The following is a 21,175-nucleotide window of genomic DNA, read 5'->3' as shown; positions in this document are numbered from 1 at the left end:
ATTAAAACAGGCTGCCATCAGTCAGCATTGCGGGGTTTAACACAAGCGGATAAAGACCGCAAGACTCTCACCCTAATAGGAAACAATTTTGGCTATTTATTCATTGTTTTCAATATTTTTTATCTTGCTACCGTTCACTTTAAATGAAAAAAATGTTTTTATCACCGAAAAATGGGTGAAAAGTTTCATGCGGGATGCCGAAAGATTCCAGTTTATTTACAGGGATATTTTTGCGGGATGCCGCAATCATTTCCACTAAACATTATTTACAGAAAAATAAAAATTTTTAAACCAAACTGCTGCGTTCAATCTTTTTTTATTGCTGAATGCAATTTACAATCTTTACATGACTATGTGTACCGCGCAAAAACCGAAAAACAGGCAAAAAAAGACACCCTTGCGAAGAGCGTCTTACAACGATTCTTTCATGACATTTTTGTCGATATCAATCAATTCCATATAGCCTTTCCCCCACTCATACATGGCTTCAAGAATAGGCATGAGGCTTTCTCCGTGCGGGGTCAGAGAATATTCAACCTTCGGCGGGACAACCGGATACACTTCCCTGTGAACAATCATATCCTGCTCAAGCTCTCTCAGCTGATTCACGAGGATCTTCTGCGTAATATCAGGAATCAATGTTTTTAATTCATTGAACCGTTTTGTGCCTTCTTTTCCTAAATGCCATAAAATGAGCATTTTCCATTTACCGCCAATCACTGCAAGCGTTAATTCCTTCTCACAATTAAACCTTTTGTCGTCCATCCGGCTCAATAGAATCCCCCCTTAGTAATCTTTTTGTATGTTAGATACGTATCATCACTTACTTTTTTGCAGACTCTTTTTTCATTATACTCACTCATAAAATCAAGCGAAAGAAATCTGATTGTCTCTCCTCACAGTATCCTCCAAGTAACTTGTTGACTTCAAAGTGCCTACTTCTCATCAAATAAGAGAACCTATAGAATGAAAAATAATTCGAAAAAGGGAGTGAATCAACAATGGAATTACAGCTTGCATTAGACCTCGTCAACATCCCGGAAGCCATTGAGCTCGTCAAAGAGGTAGAACAATACATCGACGTAGTTGAAATCGGAACACCGGTCGTCATCAATGAAGGCCTAAGAGCCGTTAAAGAAATAAAAGAAGCATTTCCTCAATTGAAGGTTCTTGCAGACCTGAAAATCATGGATGCCGGAGGCTACGAAATTATGAAAGCGTCGGAAGCAGGCGCTGACATCATCACCGTTTTAGGGGCTACAGACGATGCAACGATTAAAGGCGCAGTAGAAGAAGCCAAAAAACAAAAGAAGAAAATCTTAGTGGACATGATTAACGTGAAAGATATCGAATCCCGTGCGAAAGAAATTGACGCACTAGGCGTTGACTACATCTGCGTCCACACTGGCTATGATCTTCAAGCAGAGGGCAAAAACTCTTTCGAAGAATTAACGACAATCAAAAATACCGTAAAAAACGCAAAAACCGCAATCGCGGGCGGCATCAAACTTGATACACTGCCAGAAGTGATCAAGCAAAACCCTGACCTTGTCATTGTTGGGGGCGGAATTACAAGCGCAGCTGATAAGGCGGAAACAGCTTCAAAAATGAAGCAGCTGATTGTCCAAGGATAACTCCTATGAAAACGACTGAATACGTAGCGGAAATTCTCAATGAGTTACACAATTCAGTAGCTTATATTTCTAATGAAGAAGCTGACCAGCTTGCCGATCACATTCTTTCATCCCACCAAATTTTCACCGCGGGTGCGGGGCGGTCTGGCCTGATGGCAAAATCCTTCGCGATGAGACTGATGCACATGGGCTTCAACGCCCATATTGTAGGTGAGATTCTCACTCCGCCGCTCGCCAAAGGAGATCTAGTTATTATCGGCTCAGGATCAGGCGAGACAAAAAGCTTGATTCATACCGCAGCAAAAGCAAAAAGCTTACACGGAATTGTTGCCGCTTTAACCATCAATCCGGAATCAAGCATCGGAAAACAAGCGGACCTCATCATCAGAATGCCTGGTTCTCCTAAAGACCAGTCAAACGGAAGCTATAAAACCATTCAGCCAATGGGATCATTATTTGAACAAATTTTGCTGCTATTCTATGATGCAGTGATTTTAAAACTCATGGAGAAAAAAGGACTCGATTCTGAAACTATGTTCACTCACCACGCAAACCTTGAATAGCATCACACAACCGGCCTGAAGATCAGGCCGGTTTTATTTTTTCTAAAATAAAACTTTAAACCCAAAAACCCGATAAGTAATATGACCTGCAAATCATAAAGGGAGGAATTATGTTGATAAAACGACTTGAGATGAAGCTAGGAACTAAAATTCTTTGCCTCGTTTTCGTGGTGATTCTTTTGTTTTCGGCATCAGTTGGCACTGTGATGCTTAAGGAAATTACAGAAAGCATGAAACAAATGGCAACTGAAAAAGCGAAAGGTGATCTCGCTTTAAGCAGCACTTATATTGATGATGTCATGTCAGGCGACTGGCAGGTGAAAAACAATAAGCTCTATAAAGGGCAAACACAAATCAATGGAAATGAAGATATTGTTGATCTGCTTGGTGAAAAGACAGGTGATACCATTACCATTTTCCAAGGCGATACTCGTGTTGCAACCAATGTCATGAAGAATGGCGAAAGAGCCGTCGGCACCCAGGCTTCTTCTGAAGTTATTGCCGCTGTTTTAAAGAAAGGAAAGCGTTTTTACGGACAAGCAGATGTAGCAGGTTCTTCTTATCAGACTGCATACATGCCGTTAAAAGATCAAAATGGGAACATCATCGGCATGCTGTATACCGGGGCTAATCAAAGTATTTTAGCATCACTTACACAATCACTTTTCACTCAATTCGCTATCGTTCTTGTTATCGTCATTATGGTATCTGTCATCCTTGTCTTGGTTTTCACCAGAAAAATCAACAAGCGGCTGAACGCTTTAAAAAGCGCCTTTGAAAGTGCCGGAAACGGAGATATGACAATAGAGGTGTCAGACAAAACCGGTGACGAGCTTTCAGAACTAAGCGTCTATTATAATAAGATGAGAATGAAGCTGAACGATACCATACAAACCGTACAACAATCAGCCCTTCAGCTTGCGTCAGCCTCTCAGCAGCTCTCAGCCGGAGCAGAGGAAACAAATCAAGCTTCAGAAAAAATCACAGAAGCTGTACAGCAGATTGCAAATGGAGCCCAAGATCAGATCACCCGAATTGAAAATAGTGAAAGCTCATTAAAACAAGCTTCAGCAGACATCCGGGATATTTCTGCAAATACTGCCGCTATCGCTGACAAAGGGCAGCTCGCTCAATCAAAAGCAGACATTGGACAAAAGGAAATTGCAAATGTACAGGCGCAAATGGATGCGATTCACCAGTCAATTCAGAAAAGCGGAGAAATCATACACCAGTTAGACGGCCGCTCTAAACAAATTGAGCAAATTTTATCGGTCATCACCCAAATTGCTGATCAGACAAACCTGCTTGCGCTGAATGCAGCGATTGAAGCTGCCAGAGCCGGTGAACAAGGAAAAGGCTTTGCTGTTGTTGCTGATGAAGTACGGAAATTAGCGGAAGAGTCTCAACAGTCTGCAGGGCAGATTTCAAAACTGATCATAGAAATACAAAAGGATATGAACCGGTCTGCAAGATCTGTTGAGCATGTGAAAACAGAAGCTGCAGAAGGAGTCACCATGATCCAGCGCACCAGAGATGCATTTAAGGAAATTGCAGCTGCAACAGGTGAAATCAGCGCCGAGATTAGTGATTTATCAGCATCTGTAACAAACATTTCAGCCAGTGCACATCATATAAATGATTCCTTTGCAGCCAATACGGCCGACATTAAAGAATCTACTAAAAATACCCGGCAAGCGGCTGCATTAACAGAGGAGCAATTTGCTGCAATGGAGGAGATTACCGCAGCTTCTGAAACACTTTCTCAATTAGCTGAGGAGCTTACCGGTATCATAAGCCAATTTAAAATGATTAATCAAGCCGCAAACGGCTGATGACTTACTATCATTATTGTAAATTGGCAATCGTATTTTGCTGAAAACAAATATTTCGATCTGCTAAAATTACAATTTCTGCAATAAACTGAGCGTAAAACATAAAATTTAAACCTTTACACCAAATGCTTTCTGGATTACTCTTGTGTCAGTTTTAAAAGCGGGAGGTGAACATCACGACGGACATCATAAAAACAATACTTCTCGTCATCGTCATCATAGCAGCTGCAGCTATCGGCCTGATAAAAGGAGACTTTTTCTCAGCTGATCAAAAAACGTCTCAAACGAAAGAATATGATGAAACAATCGCCTTCCCTTCTGACCGTTATCCCGAAACGGCCAAGCATATTAAGGATGCGATAAATGAGGGGCACTCAGAGGTGTGCACTATCGACAGAGACGGAGCTGAGGAACGCCGCGAGCAATCATTAAAGGACGTACCTTCCAAAAAGGGGTATGACAGAGATGAATGGCCAATGGCCATGTGCAAAGAAGGCGGTGAGGGAGCTTCTGTAGAATACATTTCTCCCGCTGACAACCGCGGAGCAGGCTCTTGGGTCGGGCATCAGCTTACCGATTACCCAGACGGCACAAAGGTTTTATTCACAATTCAGTAAACAGTACATAGAGGAGGAACAGCACATTGATCAAATCATGGAAGCCGCAAGAACTTTCGATTTCATATCATCAATTTACTGTATTTCAAAAGGATTCTACACCTCCTGTAATGGATTGGACTGACGAAGCGATTGAAAAAGGATATGCTGCGGCAGACGGAGCCATTTCCTTTGAGGCACAGCGAAATACAAAGGCCTTTATTCTTTTGCGCCTGAACAGTTCAGAAACAGTAAACTCCTACGAAACAAAAGTGACTGTTCCTTTTCATGTCACAGAAAACGGAATTCATATTGAAAGCATCATGTCTAAAAGACTGTCCTTTGATCTGCCTAAAGGAGACTATCAATTGACATGCTGGACTGTGCCGGCTGAAATGTCAGATTTGCACGCCGACACTTATATTATTGATGCTGTTTCTGTGTAATGAAAAACCCCTGAGAGAATAACTCTCAGGGACTCTTTATAAACTTTCTCCGTTCGTCTTGATGACATCTTGATACCAATAAAAGCTTTTTTTCTTCAAGCGTTTTAAATCGGATGTGCTTTCTTCATCACGATTGACATATACAAATCCGTATCTTTTTTGGTAGCCGTTCAGCCAGCTTAACAGATCAGTAAACGACCAGCTGCAATAGCCGATTAAATCGACACCGTCACTGATGGCTTGTCTGCATTGCTCAAGATGCGAACGCAAATAATCAATTCGATAATCATCCTGTACAGTGCCGTCCTCAACTTTATCAAATTCACCCAAACCGTTCTCTGTTATAAACACTGGAAGCTGATAGCGGCTTGTAATTCGGCGAAGACCGATACGCAGCCCAATTGGGTCAATTGTCCAATCCCAGTTGCTCGTTGTCAGATGCGGATTTTTTTTCGTTTTGAACACTCCGGGTATCCCCGTCTCCTGATTGGTTCCCTTTTGCCCTGTCGTATTCATTTTCCCTTCTGACACACCATCAAGCGGATTTCGTTCATAGGTGATCGTCTGATAATAATTGACACCTACAAAATCAGGCTTCCCTTTGGCGAGCAGGTCCATATCTCCTGCTTCAATTGTCGGCGTCCATCCCTGTTTTTCCAAGTAGCGGAATGGAATTTGCGGGTAGGTTCCCCAGCAATACATGTCAAGCCACCAATTGTTCGTAAATTCTTCGGCGTTTTCAAATGCCAGTATATCCTCTGGATGGCTTGATAAAGGGTAAGCCGGAGAATAAGCAAAGCTAGGACCTATTTTGCCTTCAGGCACATATTCTCTAAATGATTCGATGGCTTTTGCATTAGCCAGAAACGCAATATGGTTTGCTTCGTAAAATCGTTTTCTGTCTTTCACTCCAGGCGGATGCATGGCTGTAATAAATCCGTGATTAAAATTGTAGTTCTGTTCGTTTAACGTAACCCAATATTTCACCCTGTCTCCAAAACGTTTATAAAGAGTAATACAGTAGTGATTAAAATCCTCTATGATGTTTCTGGATTCAAACCCGCCGTATTCGTCCATAAGCGCTTGAGGCAAATCCCAGTGATATAAAGTCAGAACCGGCTCGATGTGATGAGAAAGCAATTCATCAATCAGTCTATCGTAAAACGCTAGACCTGCTTCATTGATCTCTCCTTTTCCTTTTGGAAAAACCCGTGGCCAGCTGACGGAGAATCGATATGCTTTTAACCCCATCTCAGCCATCAGAGCGACATCTTCTTTAAATCGGTGATAATGGTCAACCGCAATCTCGCCATTGGTTCCTTTAAACGTTTTGCCCGGTATTTTCGTAAACACATCCCAAACAGAAGGGCCTTTGCCATCTTCATTCCAAGCGCCTTCAATCTGGTACGCGGCAGAAGCAGAGCCCCACAAAAAATGTTTCGGAAAAGATTCTGGATGCTGGTGGATCATAGTGTTTATCACTCCTGAATTATTGATAAACCTATCATAGGCTATGAAACGCGTTTCATAGCAACTCGATGTTAGTCGCGGAACAGCTCAGCTAATATTGCCTACCTGTAAATAACGCAAAAGCACCCAATTCCAATTGGATGCTTACCATTTTAATGTCTTTTTTCAAATTTATGCGGATGAGGATGGTGCTTTGGAACAAAGCCGTTTTGTTTCATCATTTCAAAGTGTTTGTCCAAGTGATTTTTGATGTGTTCTCCTCTTTCTTTAGGCAGGATACCGTATTGTACATACTTTGAGATCACGTCTTTGCGCTTTTTAAGAATCTCTGCTTCCAGTTGTTCAATCTCTTTCTTTTGCTGATCTGTCAGTGTAACATTTGCGGGAGGCTGCTGCTGTTTTTCAGCGGCCTCAGCTGTACCGGTCAGAGAAATGACAGCCGCTGCAATGAACATTGTGATGATGTTGATGGTTATTCGTTTCATCCAGTTTATTCCTCCAATCCTATTTTTCATATGTTTTGCTGCCTTGTATTTTTTATGCATAAAAATAAAAAGAGCGAACCATTATTCGCTCTTTCTAATCTCTTCGTCAGCATTAAGTTCCTCTTCACCTAGTGTCGCATAAGTGACATATGTTCCCGCGATTAAATCATGCAGGGTCCGTTTGTCTTCTCGTACGGCAATCAGAATCAGGCTGGCGATCAAGCCGAGTCCGAAGGTTATACAGTAAACCAGGCCGGCTACAATAACCTGTAAAAACATTGTTAACAGACTAACCTGTGATCCGTCTTTTTTTACGATTCTGATTCCGCAGATCCTTTTTCCGATAAGATAACCGCGCCAAAACACCGGCAGCAAAATAGAATACAGCAGAACAACCAAACTGATGAACATGCTGTCGTTTGGGTCTTTTCCTGTAATCAGCCAATAGATCAGCAAAAGCGGCACGGAGACTATAATGTAGTCTAACAATGCAGCTCCAAGTCTGATCCAAAATCCGGCTGGTTTGTAAATATTCATTTGACTCCCCATTATGGTTTAAATGTTTCCATTTTCTTTCTCATCGAATATATCATATGCCTTAGGGGCATCAGCAAGACTTAAATTTAATCGGTTTCATGCTTCTTGACCATTTCTTACGGTATTGGCATAGATGAATGACGGATCTGCTGCACCTTCACTTCACAAACTCCTATCCATGCACGTCTGGCATTCATCCTTGGACAATTCCTTTTTTCATCACCTCTTCCCTTCATAGACGCTTTTAAACACCCACCCATGCCTTTTGTATACACAATTCGAACTTTTTGAAAACGCGATCAACATATTGCAACCCCTTATGTTCAATGCTATCTTTTTAGTTGATTAACAGATTGGGGGAAATATAGGTGAAATCATTCAAGCAATCCAAAGCCGTTATATTCAGTTTCACAATGGCTTTCTTTCTTATATTGGCAGCCTGTTCCGGCAAAAATGAAGCCGATTCCAAGGATACAGGCTGGGAGCAAATCAAGGACAAAGGGAAAATCGTAGTCGCTACATCAGGTACGCTTTATCCCACTTCTTATCATGATACCGACTCTGGCTCCGATAAGCTGACGGGCTACGAGGTTGAAGTCGTTCGTGAAGCGGCAAAACGCCTGGGACTGAAGGTTGAGTTCAAGGAGATGGGCATTGACGGGATGCTGACAGCGGTGAACAGCGGACAGGTTGACGCAGCCGCGAATGACATCGATGTGACGAAGGACCGCGAGAAGAAGTTCGCATTTTCTACTCCATATAAATATTCATACGGTACGGCAATTGTCCGAAAAGACGATTTATCAGGGATTAAAACGCTTAAGGATTTAAAAGGGAAGAAAGCGGCTGGCGCGGCTACGACCGTCTACATGGATGTCGCGAGAAAATACGGCACCAAAGAAGTGATTTATGATAATGCGACGAATGAGCAATATTTAAAAGATGTTGCCAACGGACGCACTGACGTCATTTTAAACGACTATTACCTGCAGACACTTGCGCTCGCGGCATTCCCGGATCTCAACATTACAATTCATCCTGACATCAAGTACATGCCGAACAAACAGGCCCTTGTCATGAAAAAAAGCAATGCGGCACTTCAGAAAAAGATGAACGAAGCATTGAAAGAGATGAGCAAGGATGGCTCTTTGACTAAACTGTCGAAACAATTCTTCAATAAAGCAGATGTATCAAAAAAAATTGATGCCGACGTTCAGGACGTTGATTTGTAATCGGACGCCATGATCAATAGCATTCAGTGGGAATATATTTTCAACACGAAGCTGGCCATTGAATCGTTCCCTTATGTCATAAAAGGCATTGGGTATACACTGCTCATCTCTTTTGTAAGCATGTTTGCGGGAACTGTGATCGGCCTGTTCATATCACTCGCCAGAATGTCTAAGCTTGCTTTGTTAAGATGGCCGGCGAAGCTCTATATCTCATTTATGCGGGGCGTTCCGATTTTGGTGATTTTGTTTATCCTTTATTTCGGGTTTCCTTATATCGGCATTGAATTTTCCGCTGTCACGGCTGCTTTAATCGGCTTTAGCCTAAACAGCGCCGCCTACATTGCGGAAATTAACCGTTCAGCCATTTCATCCGTCGAAAAAGGACAGTGGGAAGCCGCATCCTCGCTGGGTCTTTCCTATTGGCAGACGATGAGGGGCATCATTTTGCCGCAATCGATACGTATTGCGCTGCCTCCGCTTGCCAATGTATTGCTCGACTTAATCAAGGCGTCCTCTCTCGCTGCGATGATTACAGTGCCGGAATTGCTCCAGCATGCGAAAATCATCGGGGGCAGAGAGTTTGATTATATGACCATGTATATTCTGACCGCTCTCATTTATTGGGCCATCTGCTCCATTGCCGCGGTCTTTCAGAATATCCTTGAGAAAAAATACGCTCATTATGTTTAAACAAACGTTTCATTAAAAAAAGCCGTTCCCCATGGGACGGCTTTTTTTCTATTGATTCAGCTTCCATTTAAACGGGTCCTCAAACAGCGACCAGTCGGAATCAAATTCATACTCAGTCAGCAGGCATTGATCAAGCTCTTTCGTGATCGTTTCTTCATCCAGGTCAGTTCCGATAAAAACTAGCTGCGTTAGGCGGTCGCCGAACTCCGGGTCCCACTCCTCCAGGATTTCCGGCTCCTGCTGTTTGACTTGCTCCTGCTCAAGCTTCGGCAACGCCGCCACCCAATAAGATACAGGCTCAATCGTAACCGACGGACCTGCTTGCGACATCAGCAAAGCGAGGTTGTTATGAGATGCGCACCAGACGATTCCTTTGGCACGTACCACGTTCTTTGGCATTTGATCCAACCAACGGTAAAATCGTGTAGAATGAAACGGCAAACGTCTCTTATATACAAATGAAGAGATACCGTATTCTTCTGTTTCCGGGGTGTGTTCCGCATGGCCTGCCGTCAGCTCTTGAATCCAGCCGGCCGATCCGCTCGCTTCCTCGAAGTTAAATAACCCTGTATGCAAAATCTCCTGCGGTTTTACATTTCCTTTGACGGAACGAATGAACCTGGCTCTTGGCTGCAGTTTACGAAGAACGTTTTCAAGCTGTTCGAGCTCTTGCTCGCTGACCAAATCACATTTATTTAAGATCAGTACATCGCAAAACTCAATTTGATCGATCAAGAGGTCGGCGATTTCTCTTTCATCCTCTTCCCCCAATGCTTCTTTGCGGTCCAGAAGGCTTTCGCCTGACTGATAATCATGCCAAAAACGGTTGGCATCAACCACCGTCACCATCGTATCCAGCTGACAGAATTTTGTAAGATCGATTCCCATCTCTTCATCGATATAAGAGAAAGTCTGGGCCACCGGGATCGGTTCGCTGATTCCTGTCGATTCGATGACGATATAATCAAACCGTCCGTCTTTTGCCAGCTTCTCAACTTCAATTAATAAGTCTTCGCGAAGCGTGCAGCAAATGCAGCCGTTTGACATTTCCACAAGCTTTTCATCTGTTCTGGAAAGGCCACCTTCCTGCTTAACCAAGCCCGCGTCAATGTTCACCTCGCTCATATCGTTTACGATAACCGCTATTTTCAAGCCTTCGCGATTTTGCAAAATGCTGTTCAGCAATGTTGTTTTTCCCGCACCGAGATAACCGCTCAGTACGGTAACCGGAATTTTTTTCATAATAGTGCCTCCATTAAAATAGAATGATTACGATTTAAATTGAATACTTCGCCGTATGTACAATGGTGTAGAGCAGCTTTTCGCGCTCATTTCTCGCTGCCGCCCGATTTCTAAATCAGTAAAGACTCCAACCGCGTTTAATCCTTTTCCCCATCGCAAATCCCTGCCCTTGCCGACATTCGGAAAACCGCAGCTTGCATAAAGCAATTGCTCCACTTGCGTTGCTGAACCGATGGAGAGCGCAAATATCTCATCAGAATGCGGCTTGTGTATCGTCTCCAGTTTTCAAGAGACGCTTCATGGGGATCAATGACAGCAAGATCCTTAGCCTTTACGCTTTTCACAGATACAGACAATGATAAGCCCTTTATCATAAAACGTAATTGTTACGATTTAAATTGTATGGTCTTTTTTCCTTTTTGTCAACGGTTTTCAATTCAGCTGATCACCACTTTTGTATGTTCAGGGATATTTTCATATACCCATTTCGCATCTGGAATGGTCAGCCTGATACATCCGTGAGATGCTTTCGTTCCTAGTTTTTCTGCTTCCGTTTTGATGACTTTTTGATCCTTAGTCATTGGCACACTATGAAATAAAAATTCACCGTGATTTTTCCATGATACCCAGTATTCTGCGCCTTCCTGGTATCCTTCGGAGAAAAACCATTCTCCCCGTTCAGGCTCTACATAAAAGGTGCCCTTTGGCGTAGCATCATCTTTTGTTTGATCAAGACCAGAAGAAATCATCATTGTATAGATGGTGTTGCTTCCTTCCTTGATGTAAGCCTTCTGCTCCTTCACATTCACATCAATCCAGACATGCTTCTGTTTAATATCCGGGTATTCTCCGCCCGAAGGCTTTGTCCAATCAATGCTTGTTTTTTCTGGTTTTCGGGCGGCCGTCATGTGCTCGTCCGTTTTCTTCGTATTTAAACTTGCGTGTTCTTCCGTATGATAAGAACACGCTGACAGCAGGCTGGCCGGCACAAGAACTGCAATAATGAATAATGAGCGTTTCATATTCTATCCACCTGTTTCGAAAAACGCAGCTTCGCGCAGGCATCGTGGAGATGGATCGATTCTTCATTGCGGCATTCAATCTCAAAGGCCGACACCCATTCAAGCTCAAACAAATCAGCAGCAATCAGCCGGACGAGATCCTCAACAAATCTCGGGTTTTCATAGGCCGTTTCTGTCACGGCTTTTTCATCAGGCCGCTTCAATACCGGATGCAGTCTCGCAGAAGCATTTGATTCTGCGGCGTGAAGCAAATCAGCTTTAACATCACTTGGCAGCGATGCGGCCGGGTGAATATCCGCCCAAATGCTGACCGTTCCCCTCTGATTATGGGCACTGTATTCGCTGATTTCCTTGGAGCAAGGGCACAGAGTCGTTACTTTTGCTGAGATGCCGGCACGCTGTTTAAACGGCTGATCTTTGCGATAGGTGACAGACATGAATATATCAGCATGCATCAAACCCGCTTTCTCAAGCTTCGGGCTTTTCCGTTCGAAAAACCACGGAAACCTCACTTCAACTGTGGCAGATGATGTGTCCATGTTTTCTGCAAGCTCTTTCGTAAATTGCTGAAGAGAGGAAAATGAGAGAATCCAACCATTTTGATGATAGACTTGCAGCAGCTCTGTTAACCGGCTCATGTTAATCCCTTTCTGATTTCTCGGCAAATTACAAGTCATTGTAAAGTTCGCAGCCGTTGTTTGCTCGGCAGGCATCATGGCAGAAGTGATTGTGACTGGATGGGACACATTAGCGACACCTACATGCTGAAAGTCAAAAAAATAATCCTTCCTGATATTTTGCAGGTCCTTCATTTTCTCTTTTTCCACTGGTTTCTCGCCTTTGATCGGACTGACCGATCCAAAGTATTGAAGACGCTCCGTTTTTTTCGGGAGCAGCGTATGTTGATTCATTCAGAAAACTCCTCTCGCTAACAAATCGTAATAATTACTATTTATTTTGATCTTTTCACTGTTGAAAATCAAGAGAAAATAAAAAAGACACGCACAAACGCGTGTCCGTCAAAATCCTAAACATCCGCCGGGCTGCTTTCCGCGCTCCAGCTTTTCCGCCAGTAATAGCCTGCGGCAAGCACAAGTGCAAACGCCAGCAGCGCGATACAGGAAAACGTGATAAAACCGATAGCATATGTGCCTGTCATCTGTTTGAGAGATCCTAAGATGTTCGGCAGGAAAAACCCTCCGATTCCTCCGGCCGCACCGACGATTCCCGTCACCATGCCGATTTCTTTGCGGAAACGCTGCGGCACGAGCTGGAATACTGCGCCGTTTCCCATTCCGAGCCCCATCATTCCGACAAACAATAGAACAATGACTATTGAAAGAGATGGCAGGCTGCTGACTCCGGCCATACACAGTGCCACGATGACAAACAATACAGAAAGAACTTTCGTGCCGCCGACACGATCCGAAATCAAGCCCCCGACAGGCCGGAAAAAGCTCCCCGCCGCCACACATAATGTAACGAAGTCGCCCGCGTGAATTTTTGACAGCTGGTATTGATCAACAAAGAAAATAGATAAAAAGCTTGAGAGCCCGACAAATCCGCCAAATGTGACGCTGTACAGCAGGCAGAAAAACCATGTTTCCTTTTGCCCGAACACATGCAGATAGCTTTTGAGCGGCTGCGGAGCCGGCTGTGCAGGAGAATCCTTTGCCATGGATACAAAAAGAATAAAGACGATCAATAATGGAATTAGCGCAATTCCCATGACAATGTGCCAGCCGAACTGCTCTGCCAGACGAGGGCCAAACAGGGTTGCAAACAACGTGCCGCTGTTCCCCGCTCCGGCAATCCCCATCGCAAGTCCCTGCAAATGAGGCGGATACCAGCGGCTGGCCATAGGCAGCGCTACAGCAAAGCTTGCCCCCGCCACGCCAAGCAGAATCCCGATGGCATACAGCTCAGTCAGGGAACGGCCGCCGAATGTCCCCCAAAGCAGCGGAATCATCGTCATCAGCATCCCGATCACTGCCGTTTTTTTCGGTCCGATTCTGTCCGTTAAAATACCAAGAATGATACGAAACACAGATCCAGATAAAATCGGCACAGCTACGACAAGCCCTTTCTCAAAAGGAGACAGGCCAAAATCCTGAGAAATATAAACACCCAGCGCCCCAAGCATAACCCATATCATAAAACTGACATCAAAGTATAAAAAGGAACAGAGCAAAGTGAGTGGATGACCGCTAGTTTTCAGTTCCGACAGCTTCATAAGATTCCCCTTTCTAGACCCTCATTATTTTACATTTTCTGAATCAAGGATATAGGACCATTATTTTCTGGAAAAGACATGTGTAAGTTTTTGTGACACGTTTAATGCGTTAACAATGCATTGTGACATAATTTTTAATAGGAGAAAACTTACGAGCTTCGCCAAAGGAGGTCTGATACATGAAGAAACAAAGATTGGTGTTAGCGGGAAACGGCATGGCCGGAATCCGCTGTATTGAAGAAGTATTAAAGCTGAATCGCCACATGTTTGAGATTGTCATTTTCGGAAGCGAGCCGCATCCCAATTACAATCGCATTCTCTTATCCTCTGTATTGCAGGGTGAAGCGTCACTCGATGATATTACACTGAACAGCAAGGATTGGTACGACAAGCACGGGATCACGCTTTACACAGGCGAAACGGTTATTCAGATTGATACAGATCAGCAGCAGGTCATCACAGATCGGAAACGCACTCTGTCGTATGACAAATTAATAGTGGCAACAGGTTCCTCCCCTCATATTCTCCCTATCCCCGGGGCAGACAAAAAAGGTGTCTATGGATTTCGGACAATAGAAGACTGCCAAGCACTGATGAAGATGGCCCAGCACTTTCAAAAGGCTGCGGTAATCGGAGCCGGCTTATTAGGACTGGAAGCTGCAGTCGGTTTACAGCATCTCGGTATGAATGTCAGCGTCATTCACCACTCCGCCGGCATTATGCAAAAACAGCTCGATCAAACAGCGGCGCGGCTGCTGCAAACAGAGCTGGAACAAAAAGGCCTAACCTTTCTTTTGGAGAAAGACACCGTCTCCATTTCCGGCGCCACGAAGGCAGACCGAATCCATTTTAAAGATGGCTCTTCATTAAAAGCAGACTTGATTGTGATGGCGGCCGGCGTCAAACCGAATATTGAATTGGCTGTATCCGCTGGAATCAAAGTGAACCGCGGGATCATCGTGAATGACTTCATGCAGACAAGCGAACCGAATATCTACGCCGTTGGTGAATGCGCTGAGCATAACGGAACGGTGTACGGATTGGTGGCTCCGCTTTATGAGCAGGGAAAAGCTCTCGCCAGTCATATTTGCGGCGTTCCATGTGAGGAATATCAAGGCTCAGCACCATCAGCGGCGTTAAAAATAGCTGGAATCGATGTGTGGTCAGCAGGAAAGATCCAAGAGGATGAACGCACGACGAGCATCAAAATCTACGACGAACAAGCAAGAGTTTATAAAAAAGCGCTTTTTGTAGATGAAAAACTGGCCGGCGTTATTTTATTCGGAGACACCCGTGACAAGCAGCGGCTTCTCGACAGCCTCCTTAAACAACGAGACATCTCCATTGTCAAAAAGCAGATCATCGAACCGGAGACAAGCGGCCCTTTATTTGAATCCATGCCTTCCAGTGAAACGATTTGCCAATGCAACACAGTGACGAAAGGCGCGATTGAAGACGCGGTGCACACGAATAGCTTAACAACTGTTGAGGAAGTCAAGCACTGCACCAAAGCCACTGGGTCCTGCGGAGGATGCAAACCGCTCGTTGAAGACCTTTTGAGGCACATGACCAACAGCGAATATACGAAGCCCGCCGGCACACCTTCGTTTTGCAGCTGTACTGATTTTACAGAAGACGACATCATCGCTGAGCTTCAGCGCAGGCCATTCACTAATCCGGCAGAAGTGATGAACCAGCTTGACTGGAAAACAAAAAACGGATGCAGTACTTGTGTTCCTGCGATTCAATACTATCTGGAAATGCTGTACCCTGGGTTTGTCCAGCCTGAGCCAGCCACTGAAGAGACATGCATCCTGATCCCGCAAATGTACGGCGGGCGGACAAACGCGGAGCAGCTAAGAACCATCGCCAACATCATTGAGGCATACAGCATTCCCGACGTATCCATCACTCACGGCCAAAGGCTGAAGCTTTCCGGGATCAAGCCTGCGGATCTCCCGAACATAAAAAAAGACCTGAAGATGCCCGTTTACACTAATGAACACCGACACGCGCTGCAAAGCATCAAAGCATGTACATGCGGGCAAAATCGATCAATTCAGCAGCTGGCAGCCCAAATCGAAAGACAACTTGAGATGCTTCCCTTACCCGCTCCCATTTCTATCAGCTTATCATGTGAAACAGACTGCACCGATGCCGCCCTGCAAGATGTCGGCGCAATTCGGAGACAAGCTGGCTGGGACATTCACATCGGCGGCGTCCGGGGAACTCATGCCCGTTCAGGAGCTTTGTTTTGCGTGACTGAGAACGAAGACAGCACTGCCGGCATGATCAAAGGACTGATCCAGTATTATCGGGAAACGGCTCATTACTTAGAAGGTGTTCATCAGTGGATAGACCGTCTCGGGATCGTTCATATCAGAGAAGTGCTATTCGAAGAAGACCTAAGGGCACAGCTGCTGGAAAGCCTCCAAACAGATCTGTCACTGATTCAAAACCCGACTGTAGAGACGGGTGCATATAAGAAAGGATGAGGCATTTTGACTGAACGACTGCTTAGATATTTCCGTGATAAACAGCAAGACGTCCAATCAGAAAAAACATATGACACTCAATGCCCGTTTTGCAGTATGCAGTGCAAAATGCAGCTCGTGGAACAAACCATCGTCACGCGTAAAAAGTACACTGCGATCGCGATTGATAATCCTACAACACAAGGTCGGCTATGCATGAAGGGCATGAACGCCCACCAGCATGCCCTGAACTCCTCCCGCATCACCCGGCCGCTGCTGAAGAAAAACGGCGAGTTTATGCCTGTTTCCTGGGAAGAAGCACTGAATTACATTAAAGACCAAGTGACAATGATCCAAGCAGAACACGGCCATGACGCCATGGCGGTATACGGAAGCGCCTCGATTACAAATGAAGAGGCGTATTTGTTAGGGAAATTCGCACGGGTGGGCTTACAGACAAAATACATCGACTATAACGGGAGGCTTTGTATGTCCGCCGCAGCAACCGCAGCCAACCAAACATTCGGCGCAGACAGAGGCTTAACGAATCCCTTATCAGACATTCCCCACACCCGTGTGATCATTCTGGCCGGCACCAATATCGCGGAATGCCAGCCCACGATTATGCCGTATTTTGAAAAAGCGAAAGAAAACGGAGCTTACATCATTGCCATTGATCCGCGTGAAACAGCGACAACGAAAATCGCCGATCTTCATTTGAAAATCAAACCCGGCACAGACGCCGCTCTTGCCAACGGTCTCGTCAAAATCATCATCGACGAACAGCTTATAAACGAGGATTTCATTCAATCACGAACAAATGGATTCGAAGAGCTGAAGCAGCATACTGACTCGTTGGACCTGAACGACATCGCCGAACAGACGAGTGTCCCGCTGGCGGATATAAGAAAAGCTGCTGTAAAGTTTGCCAAGGAAACGTCCGGCATGCTGTTTACAGCCCGCGGGATTGAACAGCAAACCGATGGAACAGCGGCTGTGAAAGGCTTCTTAAACATGGTGCTGATCACAGGAAAAATCGGCAAACCTTACTCGGGCTACGGGGCGATCACCGGACAAGGCAACGGGCAAGGCGCCAGAGAGCATGGCCAAAAAGCCGATCAGCTTCCAGGCTACCGTTCTATCGAAAACGAAGAACACCGGGCGCATATTGCGAAAGTGTGGGGAATCCATCAGGATGAACTCCCGCGAAAAGGTGTCTCAGCCTATGAAATGATGGAAAAAATCAATGACGGCGACATCAAAGGATTGTTCCTCATGTGCTCCAACCCTGCTGTTTCCAGTCCAAATGCAAATCTCGTGAAAAAGGCTTTAAGAAAACTGACATTCTTTGTCGCAATCGATTTGTTTATTTCTGAAACTGCGACATACGCAGATGTGATTTTGCCCGCCTCCTCTTACTTAGAAGATGAGGGCACCATGACAAATGTCGAAGGCCGCGTGACATTAAGAGAAGCAAGCCGGCCATGTCCCGGCGAAGCAAAGCATGATTGGCAGATCATTTGTGATCTCGCATCCGCTCTCGGCAAGGGCCGCTACTTTTCTTATACGTCAGCGGAGGATATTTTTAATGAATTGAGAGAAGCGAGCCGAGGCGGGATTGCCGATTATTCAGGCATCTCATACGACAGGCTCAGACGTGAAGGCGGCATTCATTGGCCGTGTCCGGAATCTGATCATCCCGGAACTGGGCGCTTGTTTACAGAATCATTTGCTCATCCGGATCAAAAAGCGGCATTAAGTGTGATTCCAAACGAACCATCTGTTCCAAAAGAGAAGCCAACAGCCGATTATCCGCTTTATTTAACGACAGGCAGAGTCATGTCTCACTACTTAACAGGCGTCCAAACAAGAAAAAGCGCCGCCCTTGCCGCGAGACATTTTGAATCGTTTATGGAAATCCATCCGCAAACAGCAGCGACCTACAATATCGAGGACCGTGTACTGGTAAAAATAGAATCGCCGCGGGGAAGCATCACCGTCCGCAGCAAATTATCAGAACAAATCAGAAAAGATACTGTTTTTGTTCCCATCCATTGGGCAGACGCTCAAAATGTGAATGATTTAATCGGAGAAGCCTTAGATCCAGTCTGTAAAATGCCCGGTTTTAAGGTATGCGCCGTCCGAATCAGACCTATTTAAATTTTTCATAAAATTTTTAGAACTTTTCGTATATTTTGTTACATTTTATAACATGTATCTTAAATATTCCTTTTTGCTGTGCTACGCTGGAAAAAACATTGATAAGGAGCGGATCATCTGATGGGAAAAAAACAGCTAGTTCTTGTTGGTAATGGAATGGCCGGGGTAAGGGCCATTGAAGAGATACTGAGTATTGCTAAAGACGAGTTTCAGATCACAATTTTCGGTGCCGAACCGCATCCCAATTACAACCGAATCCTTTTGTCAAAAGTGCTTCAAGGCGATACAGATATTAAAGATATTACGTTAAACGATTGGGACTGGTACGAAGAAAACAACATTCAATTGTATACAAATGAAACAGTCATCAAAGTGGACACGGAAAACAAAACAGTCATCACAGATGCAGACAGAATCCAGCCTTACGATGAATTGATCCTGGCGACAGGCTCGGTCCCTTTTATCCTTCCGATTCCGGGCGCAGACAAAAAAGGCGTCACAGCTTTCCGGGACATAAAAGATACAGACACAATGCTCGCCGCGTCAAAACAATATAAAAAAGCTGCCGTCATCGGCGGAGGACTTCTTGGTTTGGAAGCAGCTCGCGGACTGCTGAATCTTGGCATGGATGTGTCCGTCATCCACCTTGCCCCATTCCTGATGGAGCGCCAGCTTGATGCAACGGCAGGACGCCTGCTGCAAAACGAGTTAGAAAAACAAGGTATGACCTTTTTACTTGAAAAGCAAACAGAAGAAATTGTCGGTGACGACCGTGTCGAAGGCCTCCGATTCAAGGATGGCACAAGCATTGAAGCTGATTTAGTCGTCATGGCTGTCGGCATCCGCCCAAATACAACGCTCGGGGCCGAGAGCGGCATTCCGGTTAACCGCGGCATCATCGTCAACGATTATATGCAGACTGAAATCCCGCACATTTACGCGGTCGGCGAATGTGCCGAGCACCGAGGAATCGCCTACGGGCTTGTGGCGCCGCTGTATGAACAGGCAAAAGTGCTGGCAAAGCATATGTGCGGCATCGAAACAAAACCGTATGAGGGCTCCGTTCTCTCCACACAGTTAAAGGTATCAGGCGTCGAGGTCTTCTCTGCCGGTGACTTTAACGAATCAGAGGAGAAAAAAGCGATTAAAGTCTTCGATGAGCAGGACGGCATCTATAAAAAAATCGTCCTGAGAGGCAATCAAATTGTCGGTGCTGTTTTATTCGGCGACAGCAGCGAAGGCAATCGCCTGTTTTCTATGATTCAAAAAGAAGCCGATATCTCTGAAACCTCTAAAATATCAATCTTACAGCCCCTCAGCCAGGAAGCAGGCACAAGCATAACCGCAGCGATGAGCGACGATGAAATCATCTGCGGCTGTAACGGCGTGTCAAAAGGTGCGATTATTCAAGCCATACAGGAAAAGGGCTGCTCGTCAACGGACGAAATCAAAGCATGCACCGGCGCATCCCGCTCATGCGGAGGCTGTAAGCCGCTCGTAGAAGAAATCCTCCAGCATACGCTCGGATCAGACTTTGATGCGTCAGCGCAAAAAGAAGCCATTTGCGGCTGCACCACATTGTCGAGAGATGAAGTCGTAGAAGAAATCAAAGCCAAAGGGCTGTCACATACAAGAGAAGTCATGAATGTGCTCGGCTGGAAAACGCCAGAAGGCTGTTCTAAATGCCGGCCCGCTCTGAACTACTACTTAGGCATGATCAATCCAACCAAATACGAGGATGACCGGACATCCCGCTTTGTTAATGAACGAATGCACGCCAATATTCAAAAAGACGGAACATACTCAGTCGTTCCTCGGATGTACGGCGGCGTGACCAACTCCACAGATTTGCGCAAGATCGCCGATGTCGTTGACAAATATGAGATCCCGCTCGTGAAAATGACAGGCGGCCAGCGAATTGATCTTATCGGCGTGAAAAAAGAAGACCTTCCGAAGGTATGGGAAGATCTTGATATGCCATCGGGCTACGCGTACGGAAAAACGCTCCGCACAGTGAAAACATGTGTAGGCGAGCAATTCTGCCGCTTCGGCACACAAGACTCCATGGCACTGGGCATTGCGCTTGAGAAAAAATTCGAAGGGCTGAACACGCCTCACAAAGTCAAAATGGCCGTGTCTGCCTGCCCGCGAAACTGTGCGGAATCCGGCATTAAGGACCTTGGCGTTGTCGGCATCGACGGAGGCTGGGAGCTTTATGTCGGCGGAAACGGCGGAACCCATTTGCGTGCCGGCGATTTGCTGATGAAGGTGAAAACAAATGAAGAAGTCTTAGAATACGCAGGCGCTTACCTGCAATATTACAGGGAAACCGCAAACTATCTGGAGCGTACGTCCGCATGGCTTGAGCGCGTCGGTTTATCCCATGTCCAATCCGTGTTAAACGATCCGGAAAAGCGGCAGGAGCTGAACGGCCGAATGAATGAAACACTCTCTGTCCACAAGGATCCGTGGAAAGACTTTTTAGAGGATAAACAAACCTCTAAAGAATTATTTGAAAATGTCGTGACCACATCATAATGACAAAAACAATCATTGAGG

General features: G+C 45.3%; 20 protein-coding genes and 1 pseudogene. 10 read left to right on the top strand and 11 right to left on the bottom strand.

What is annotated here, in order from left to right; translation table 11 throughout:
• Positions 1-411: 411 nt before the first annotated feature.
• A complete protein-coding gene (gene hxlR, locus NST79_RS02050; protein ID WP_003246265.1) occupies positions 412-774 on the bottom strand; it encodes a transcriptional activator HxlR in 363 nt (120 codons plus the stop codon).
• Between the two features lie 227 nt (positions 775-1,001).
• Between hxlR and hxlA the strand changes: the two genes are divergently transcribed.
• The 5 genes from hxlA to nin all read left to right on the top strand — a co-directional run bounded on the left by hxlA (position 1,002) and on the right by nin (position 5,071).
• The gene (gene hxlA / locus NST79_RS02045; protein WP_003234604.1) at positions 1,002-1,634 is read left to right on the top strand and encodes a 3-hexulose-6-phosphate synthase; all 633 of its coding nucleotides are present in this window, start codon (positions 1,002-1,004) and stop codon (positions 1,632-1,634) included.
• A gap of 5 nt (positions 1,635-1,639) precedes the next feature.
• Positions 1,640-2,197, top strand: a complete 558-nt coding sequence (hxlB, locus tag NST79_RS02040; protein ID WP_069322365.1) for a 6-phospho-3-hexuloisomerase — start codon at positions 1,640-1,642, stop codon at positions 2,195-2,197.
• A 110-nt stretch (positions 2,198-2,307) separates the two neighbouring features.
• Positions 2,308-4,029, top strand: coding sequence for a methyl-accepting chemotaxis protein (gene tlpC / locus NST79_RS02035; protein ID WP_212060622.1), 1,722 nt, complete (start codon positions 2,308-2,310; stop codon positions 4,027-4,029).
• A 167-nt stretch (positions 4,030-4,196) separates the two neighbouring features.
• Positions 4,197-4,646 carry a DNA-entry nuclease gene (gene nucA / locus NST79_RS02030; protein ID WP_033883649.1) on the top strand — a complete coding sequence of 150 codons (450 nt, stop codon included), beginning with the start codon at positions 4,197-4,199 and terminating at the stop codon, positions 4,644-4,646.
• Positions 4,647-4,672: 26 nt separating this feature from the next.
• Complete coding sequence (nin, locus tag NST79_RS02025; protein ID WP_015252845.1) at positions 4,673-5,071, top strand: DNA-entry nuclease inhibitor; 399 nt, start codon at positions 4,673-4,675, stop codon at positions 5,069-5,071.
• A 36-nt stretch (positions 5,072-5,107) separates the two neighbouring features.
• On the opposite strand, the gene bglC is transcribed toward nin, so the two are convergent.
• From bglC to NST79_RS02005, 4 genes and pseudogenes are all read right to left on the bottom strand, one after another.
• The gene (gene bglC, locus NST79_RS02020; protein ID WP_167407836.1) at positions 5,108-6,541 is read right to left on the bottom strand and encodes a 6-phospho-beta-glucosidase; all 1,434 of its coding nucleotides are present in this window, start codon (positions 6,539-6,541) and stop codon (positions 5,108-5,110) included.
• Between the two features lie 152 nt (positions 6,542-6,693).
• The gene (locus NST79_RS02015) at positions 6,694-7,026 is read right to left on the bottom strand and encodes a YckD family protein (RefSeq protein ID WP_015252849.1); all 333 of its coding nucleotides are present in this window, start codon (positions 7,024-7,026) and stop codon (positions 6,694-6,696) included.
• Between the two features lie 81 nt (positions 7,027-7,107).
• Positions 7,108-7,563, bottom strand: coding sequence for an RDD family protein (locus NST79_RS02010; RefSeq protein ID WP_029317190.1), 456 nt, complete (start codon positions 7,561-7,563; stop codon positions 7,108-7,110).
• An 18-nt stretch (positions 7,564-7,581) separates the two neighbouring features.
• Positions 7,582-7,770, bottom strand: a pseudogene (locus tag NST79_RS02005) (hypothetical protein).
• A 161-nt stretch (positions 7,771-7,931) separates the two neighbouring features.
• Here NST79_RS02005 and NST79_RS02000 point away from each other — a divergent pair.
• A complete protein-coding gene (locus tag NST79_RS02000; protein ID WP_167407835.1) occupies positions 7,932-8,795 on the top strand; it encodes a transporter substrate-binding domain-containing protein in 864 nt (287 codons plus the stop codon).
• A 9-nt stretch (positions 8,796-8,804) separates the two neighbouring features.
• Positions 8,805-9,485, top strand: a complete 681-nt coding sequence (locus NST79_RS01995) for an amino acid ABC transporter permease (RefSeq protein ID WP_003234624.1) — start codon at positions 8,805-8,807, stop codon at positions 9,483-9,485.
• Between the two features lie 48 nt (positions 9,486-9,533).
• On the opposite strand, the gene zinU is transcribed toward NST79_RS01995, so the two are convergent.
• The 6 genes from zinU to NST79_RS01965 all read right to left on the bottom strand — a co-directional run bounded on the left by zinU (position 9,534) and on the right by NST79_RS01965 (position 13,982).
• The gene (gene zinU, locus NST79_RS01990) at positions 9,534-10,727 is read right to left on the bottom strand and encodes a zinc metallochaperone ZinU (RefSeq protein ID WP_033883103.1); all 1,194 of its coding nucleotides are present in this window, start codon (positions 10,725-10,727) and stop codon (positions 9,534-9,536) included.
• A gap of 27 nt (positions 10,728-10,754) precedes the next feature.
• Complete coding sequence (locus NST79_RS01985; protein WP_032677541.1) at positions 10,755-10,934, bottom strand: hypothetical protein; 180 nt, start codon at positions 10,932-10,934, stop codon at positions 10,755-10,757.
• Entirely contained in the window at positions 10,865-11,083 is a 219-nt protein-coding gene (locus NST79_RS01980) for a hypothetical protein (RefSeq protein ID WP_162175546.1), read from the bottom strand. The genes NST79_RS01985 and NST79_RS01980 overlap by 70 nt, the downstream gene beginning before the upstream one ends.
• An 81-nt stretch (positions 11,084-11,164) precedes the next feature.
• Positions 11,165-11,749 (bottom strand): L,D-transpeptidase, encoded by a 585-nt coding sequence (locus NST79_RS01975; protein WP_032730538.1) that lies wholly within the window; start codon positions 11,747-11,749, stop codon positions 11,165-11,167.
• Positions 11,746-12,660, bottom strand: coding sequence for a GTP cyclohydrolase FolE2 (gene folE2 / locus NST79_RS01970; RefSeq protein WP_212060620.1), 915 nt, complete (start codon positions 12,658-12,660; stop codon positions 11,746-11,748). The genes NST79_RS01975 and folE2 overlap by 4 nt, the downstream gene beginning before the upstream one ends.
• Positions 12,661-12,776: 116 nt before the next feature.
• Complete coding sequence (locus NST79_RS01965) at positions 12,777-13,982, bottom strand: nitrate/nitrite transporter (RefSeq protein WP_212060617.1); 1,206 nt, start codon at positions 13,980-13,982, stop codon at positions 12,777-12,779.
• A gap of 179 nt (positions 13,983-14,161) precedes the next feature.
• Here NST79_RS01965 and nasB point away from each other — a divergent pair, with 179 nt between their 5' ends.
• The 3 genes from nasB to nasD all read left to right on the top strand — a co-directional run bounded on the left by nasB (position 14,162) and on the right by nasD (position 21,154).
• Positions 14,162-16,477, top strand: coding sequence for an assimilatory nitrate reductase electron transfer subunit NasB (nasB, locus tag NST79_RS01960; RefSeq protein ID WP_003234634.1), 2,316 nt, complete (start codon positions 14,162-14,164; stop codon positions 16,475-16,477).
• 6 nt (positions 16,478-16,483) lie between these two features.
• Positions 16,484-18,616, top strand: coding sequence for an assimilatory nitrate reductase catalytic subunit (nasC, locus tag NST79_RS01955; RefSeq protein WP_032677547.1), 2,133 nt, complete (start codon positions 16,484-16,486; stop codon positions 18,614-18,616).
• Between the two features lie 120 nt (positions 18,617-18,736).
• Entirely contained in the window at positions 18,737-21,154 is a 2,418-nt protein-coding gene (nasD, locus tag NST79_RS01950) for an NADPH-nitrite reductase (RefSeq protein WP_181216772.1), read from the top strand.
• Positions 21,155-21,175: the final 21 nt, after the last annotated feature.

Origin of the sequence: Bacillus sp. PS196, from assembly GCF_037963555.1 — a bacterium.
Taxonomy (GTDB): Bacteria; Bacillota; Bacilli; order Bacillales; family Bacillaceae; genus Bacillus; species Bacillus subtilis.
Note: the sequence above shows the minus strand (reverse complement) of the source record. Positions and strands in the feature narration are given on the sequence as shown.

Coding starts and splice junctions, on each gene's coding strand:
- bglC (WP_167407836.1), bottom strand. CDS start 6,541: ATGATCCACCAGCATCCAGAATCTTTTCCGAAACATTTTTTGTGGGGC.
- nasB (WP_003234634.1), top strand. CDS start 14,162: ATGAAGAAACAAAGATTGGTGTTAGCGGGAAACGGCATGGCCGGAATC.
- folE2 (WP_212060620.1), bottom strand. CDS start 12,660: ATGAATCAACATACGCTGCTCCCGAAAAAAACGGAGCGTCTTCAATAC.
- hxlA (WP_003234604.1), top strand. CDS start 1,002: ATGGAATTACAGCTTGCATTAGACCTCGTCAACATCCCGGAAGCCATT.
- nasD (WP_181216772.1), top strand. CDS start 18,737: ATGGGAAAAAAACAGCTAGTTCTTGTTGGTAATGGAATGGCCGGGGTA.
- NST79_RS02015 (WP_015252849.1), bottom strand. CDS start 7,026: ATGAAACGAATAACCATCAACATCATCACAATGTTCATTGCAGCGGCT.
- tlpC (WP_212060622.1), top strand. CDS start 2,308: ATGTTGATAAAACGACTTGAGATGAAGCTAGGAACTAAAATTCTTTGC.
- hxlB (WP_069322365.1), top strand. CDS start 1,640: ATGAAAACGACTGAATACGTAGCGGAAATTCTCAATGAGTTACACAAT.
- zinU (WP_033883103.1), bottom strand. CDS start 10,727: ATGAAAAAAATTCCGGTTACCGTACTGAGCGGTTATCTCGGTGCGGGA.
- NST79_RS01995 (WP_003234624.1), top strand. CDS start 8,805: ATGATCAATAGCATTCAGTGGGAATATATTTTCAACACGAAGCTGGCC.
- NST79_RS01975 (WP_032730538.1), bottom strand. CDS start 11,749: ATGAAACGCTCATTATTCATTATTGCAGTTCTTGTGCCGGCCAGCCTG.
- NST79_RS01965 (WP_212060617.1), bottom strand. CDS start 13,982: ATGAAGCTGTCGGAACTGAAAACTAGCGGTCATCCACTCACTTTGCTC.
- NST79_RS02010 (WP_029317190.1), bottom strand. CDS start 7,563: ATGAATATTTACAAACCAGCCGGATTTTGGATCAGACTTGGAGCTGCA.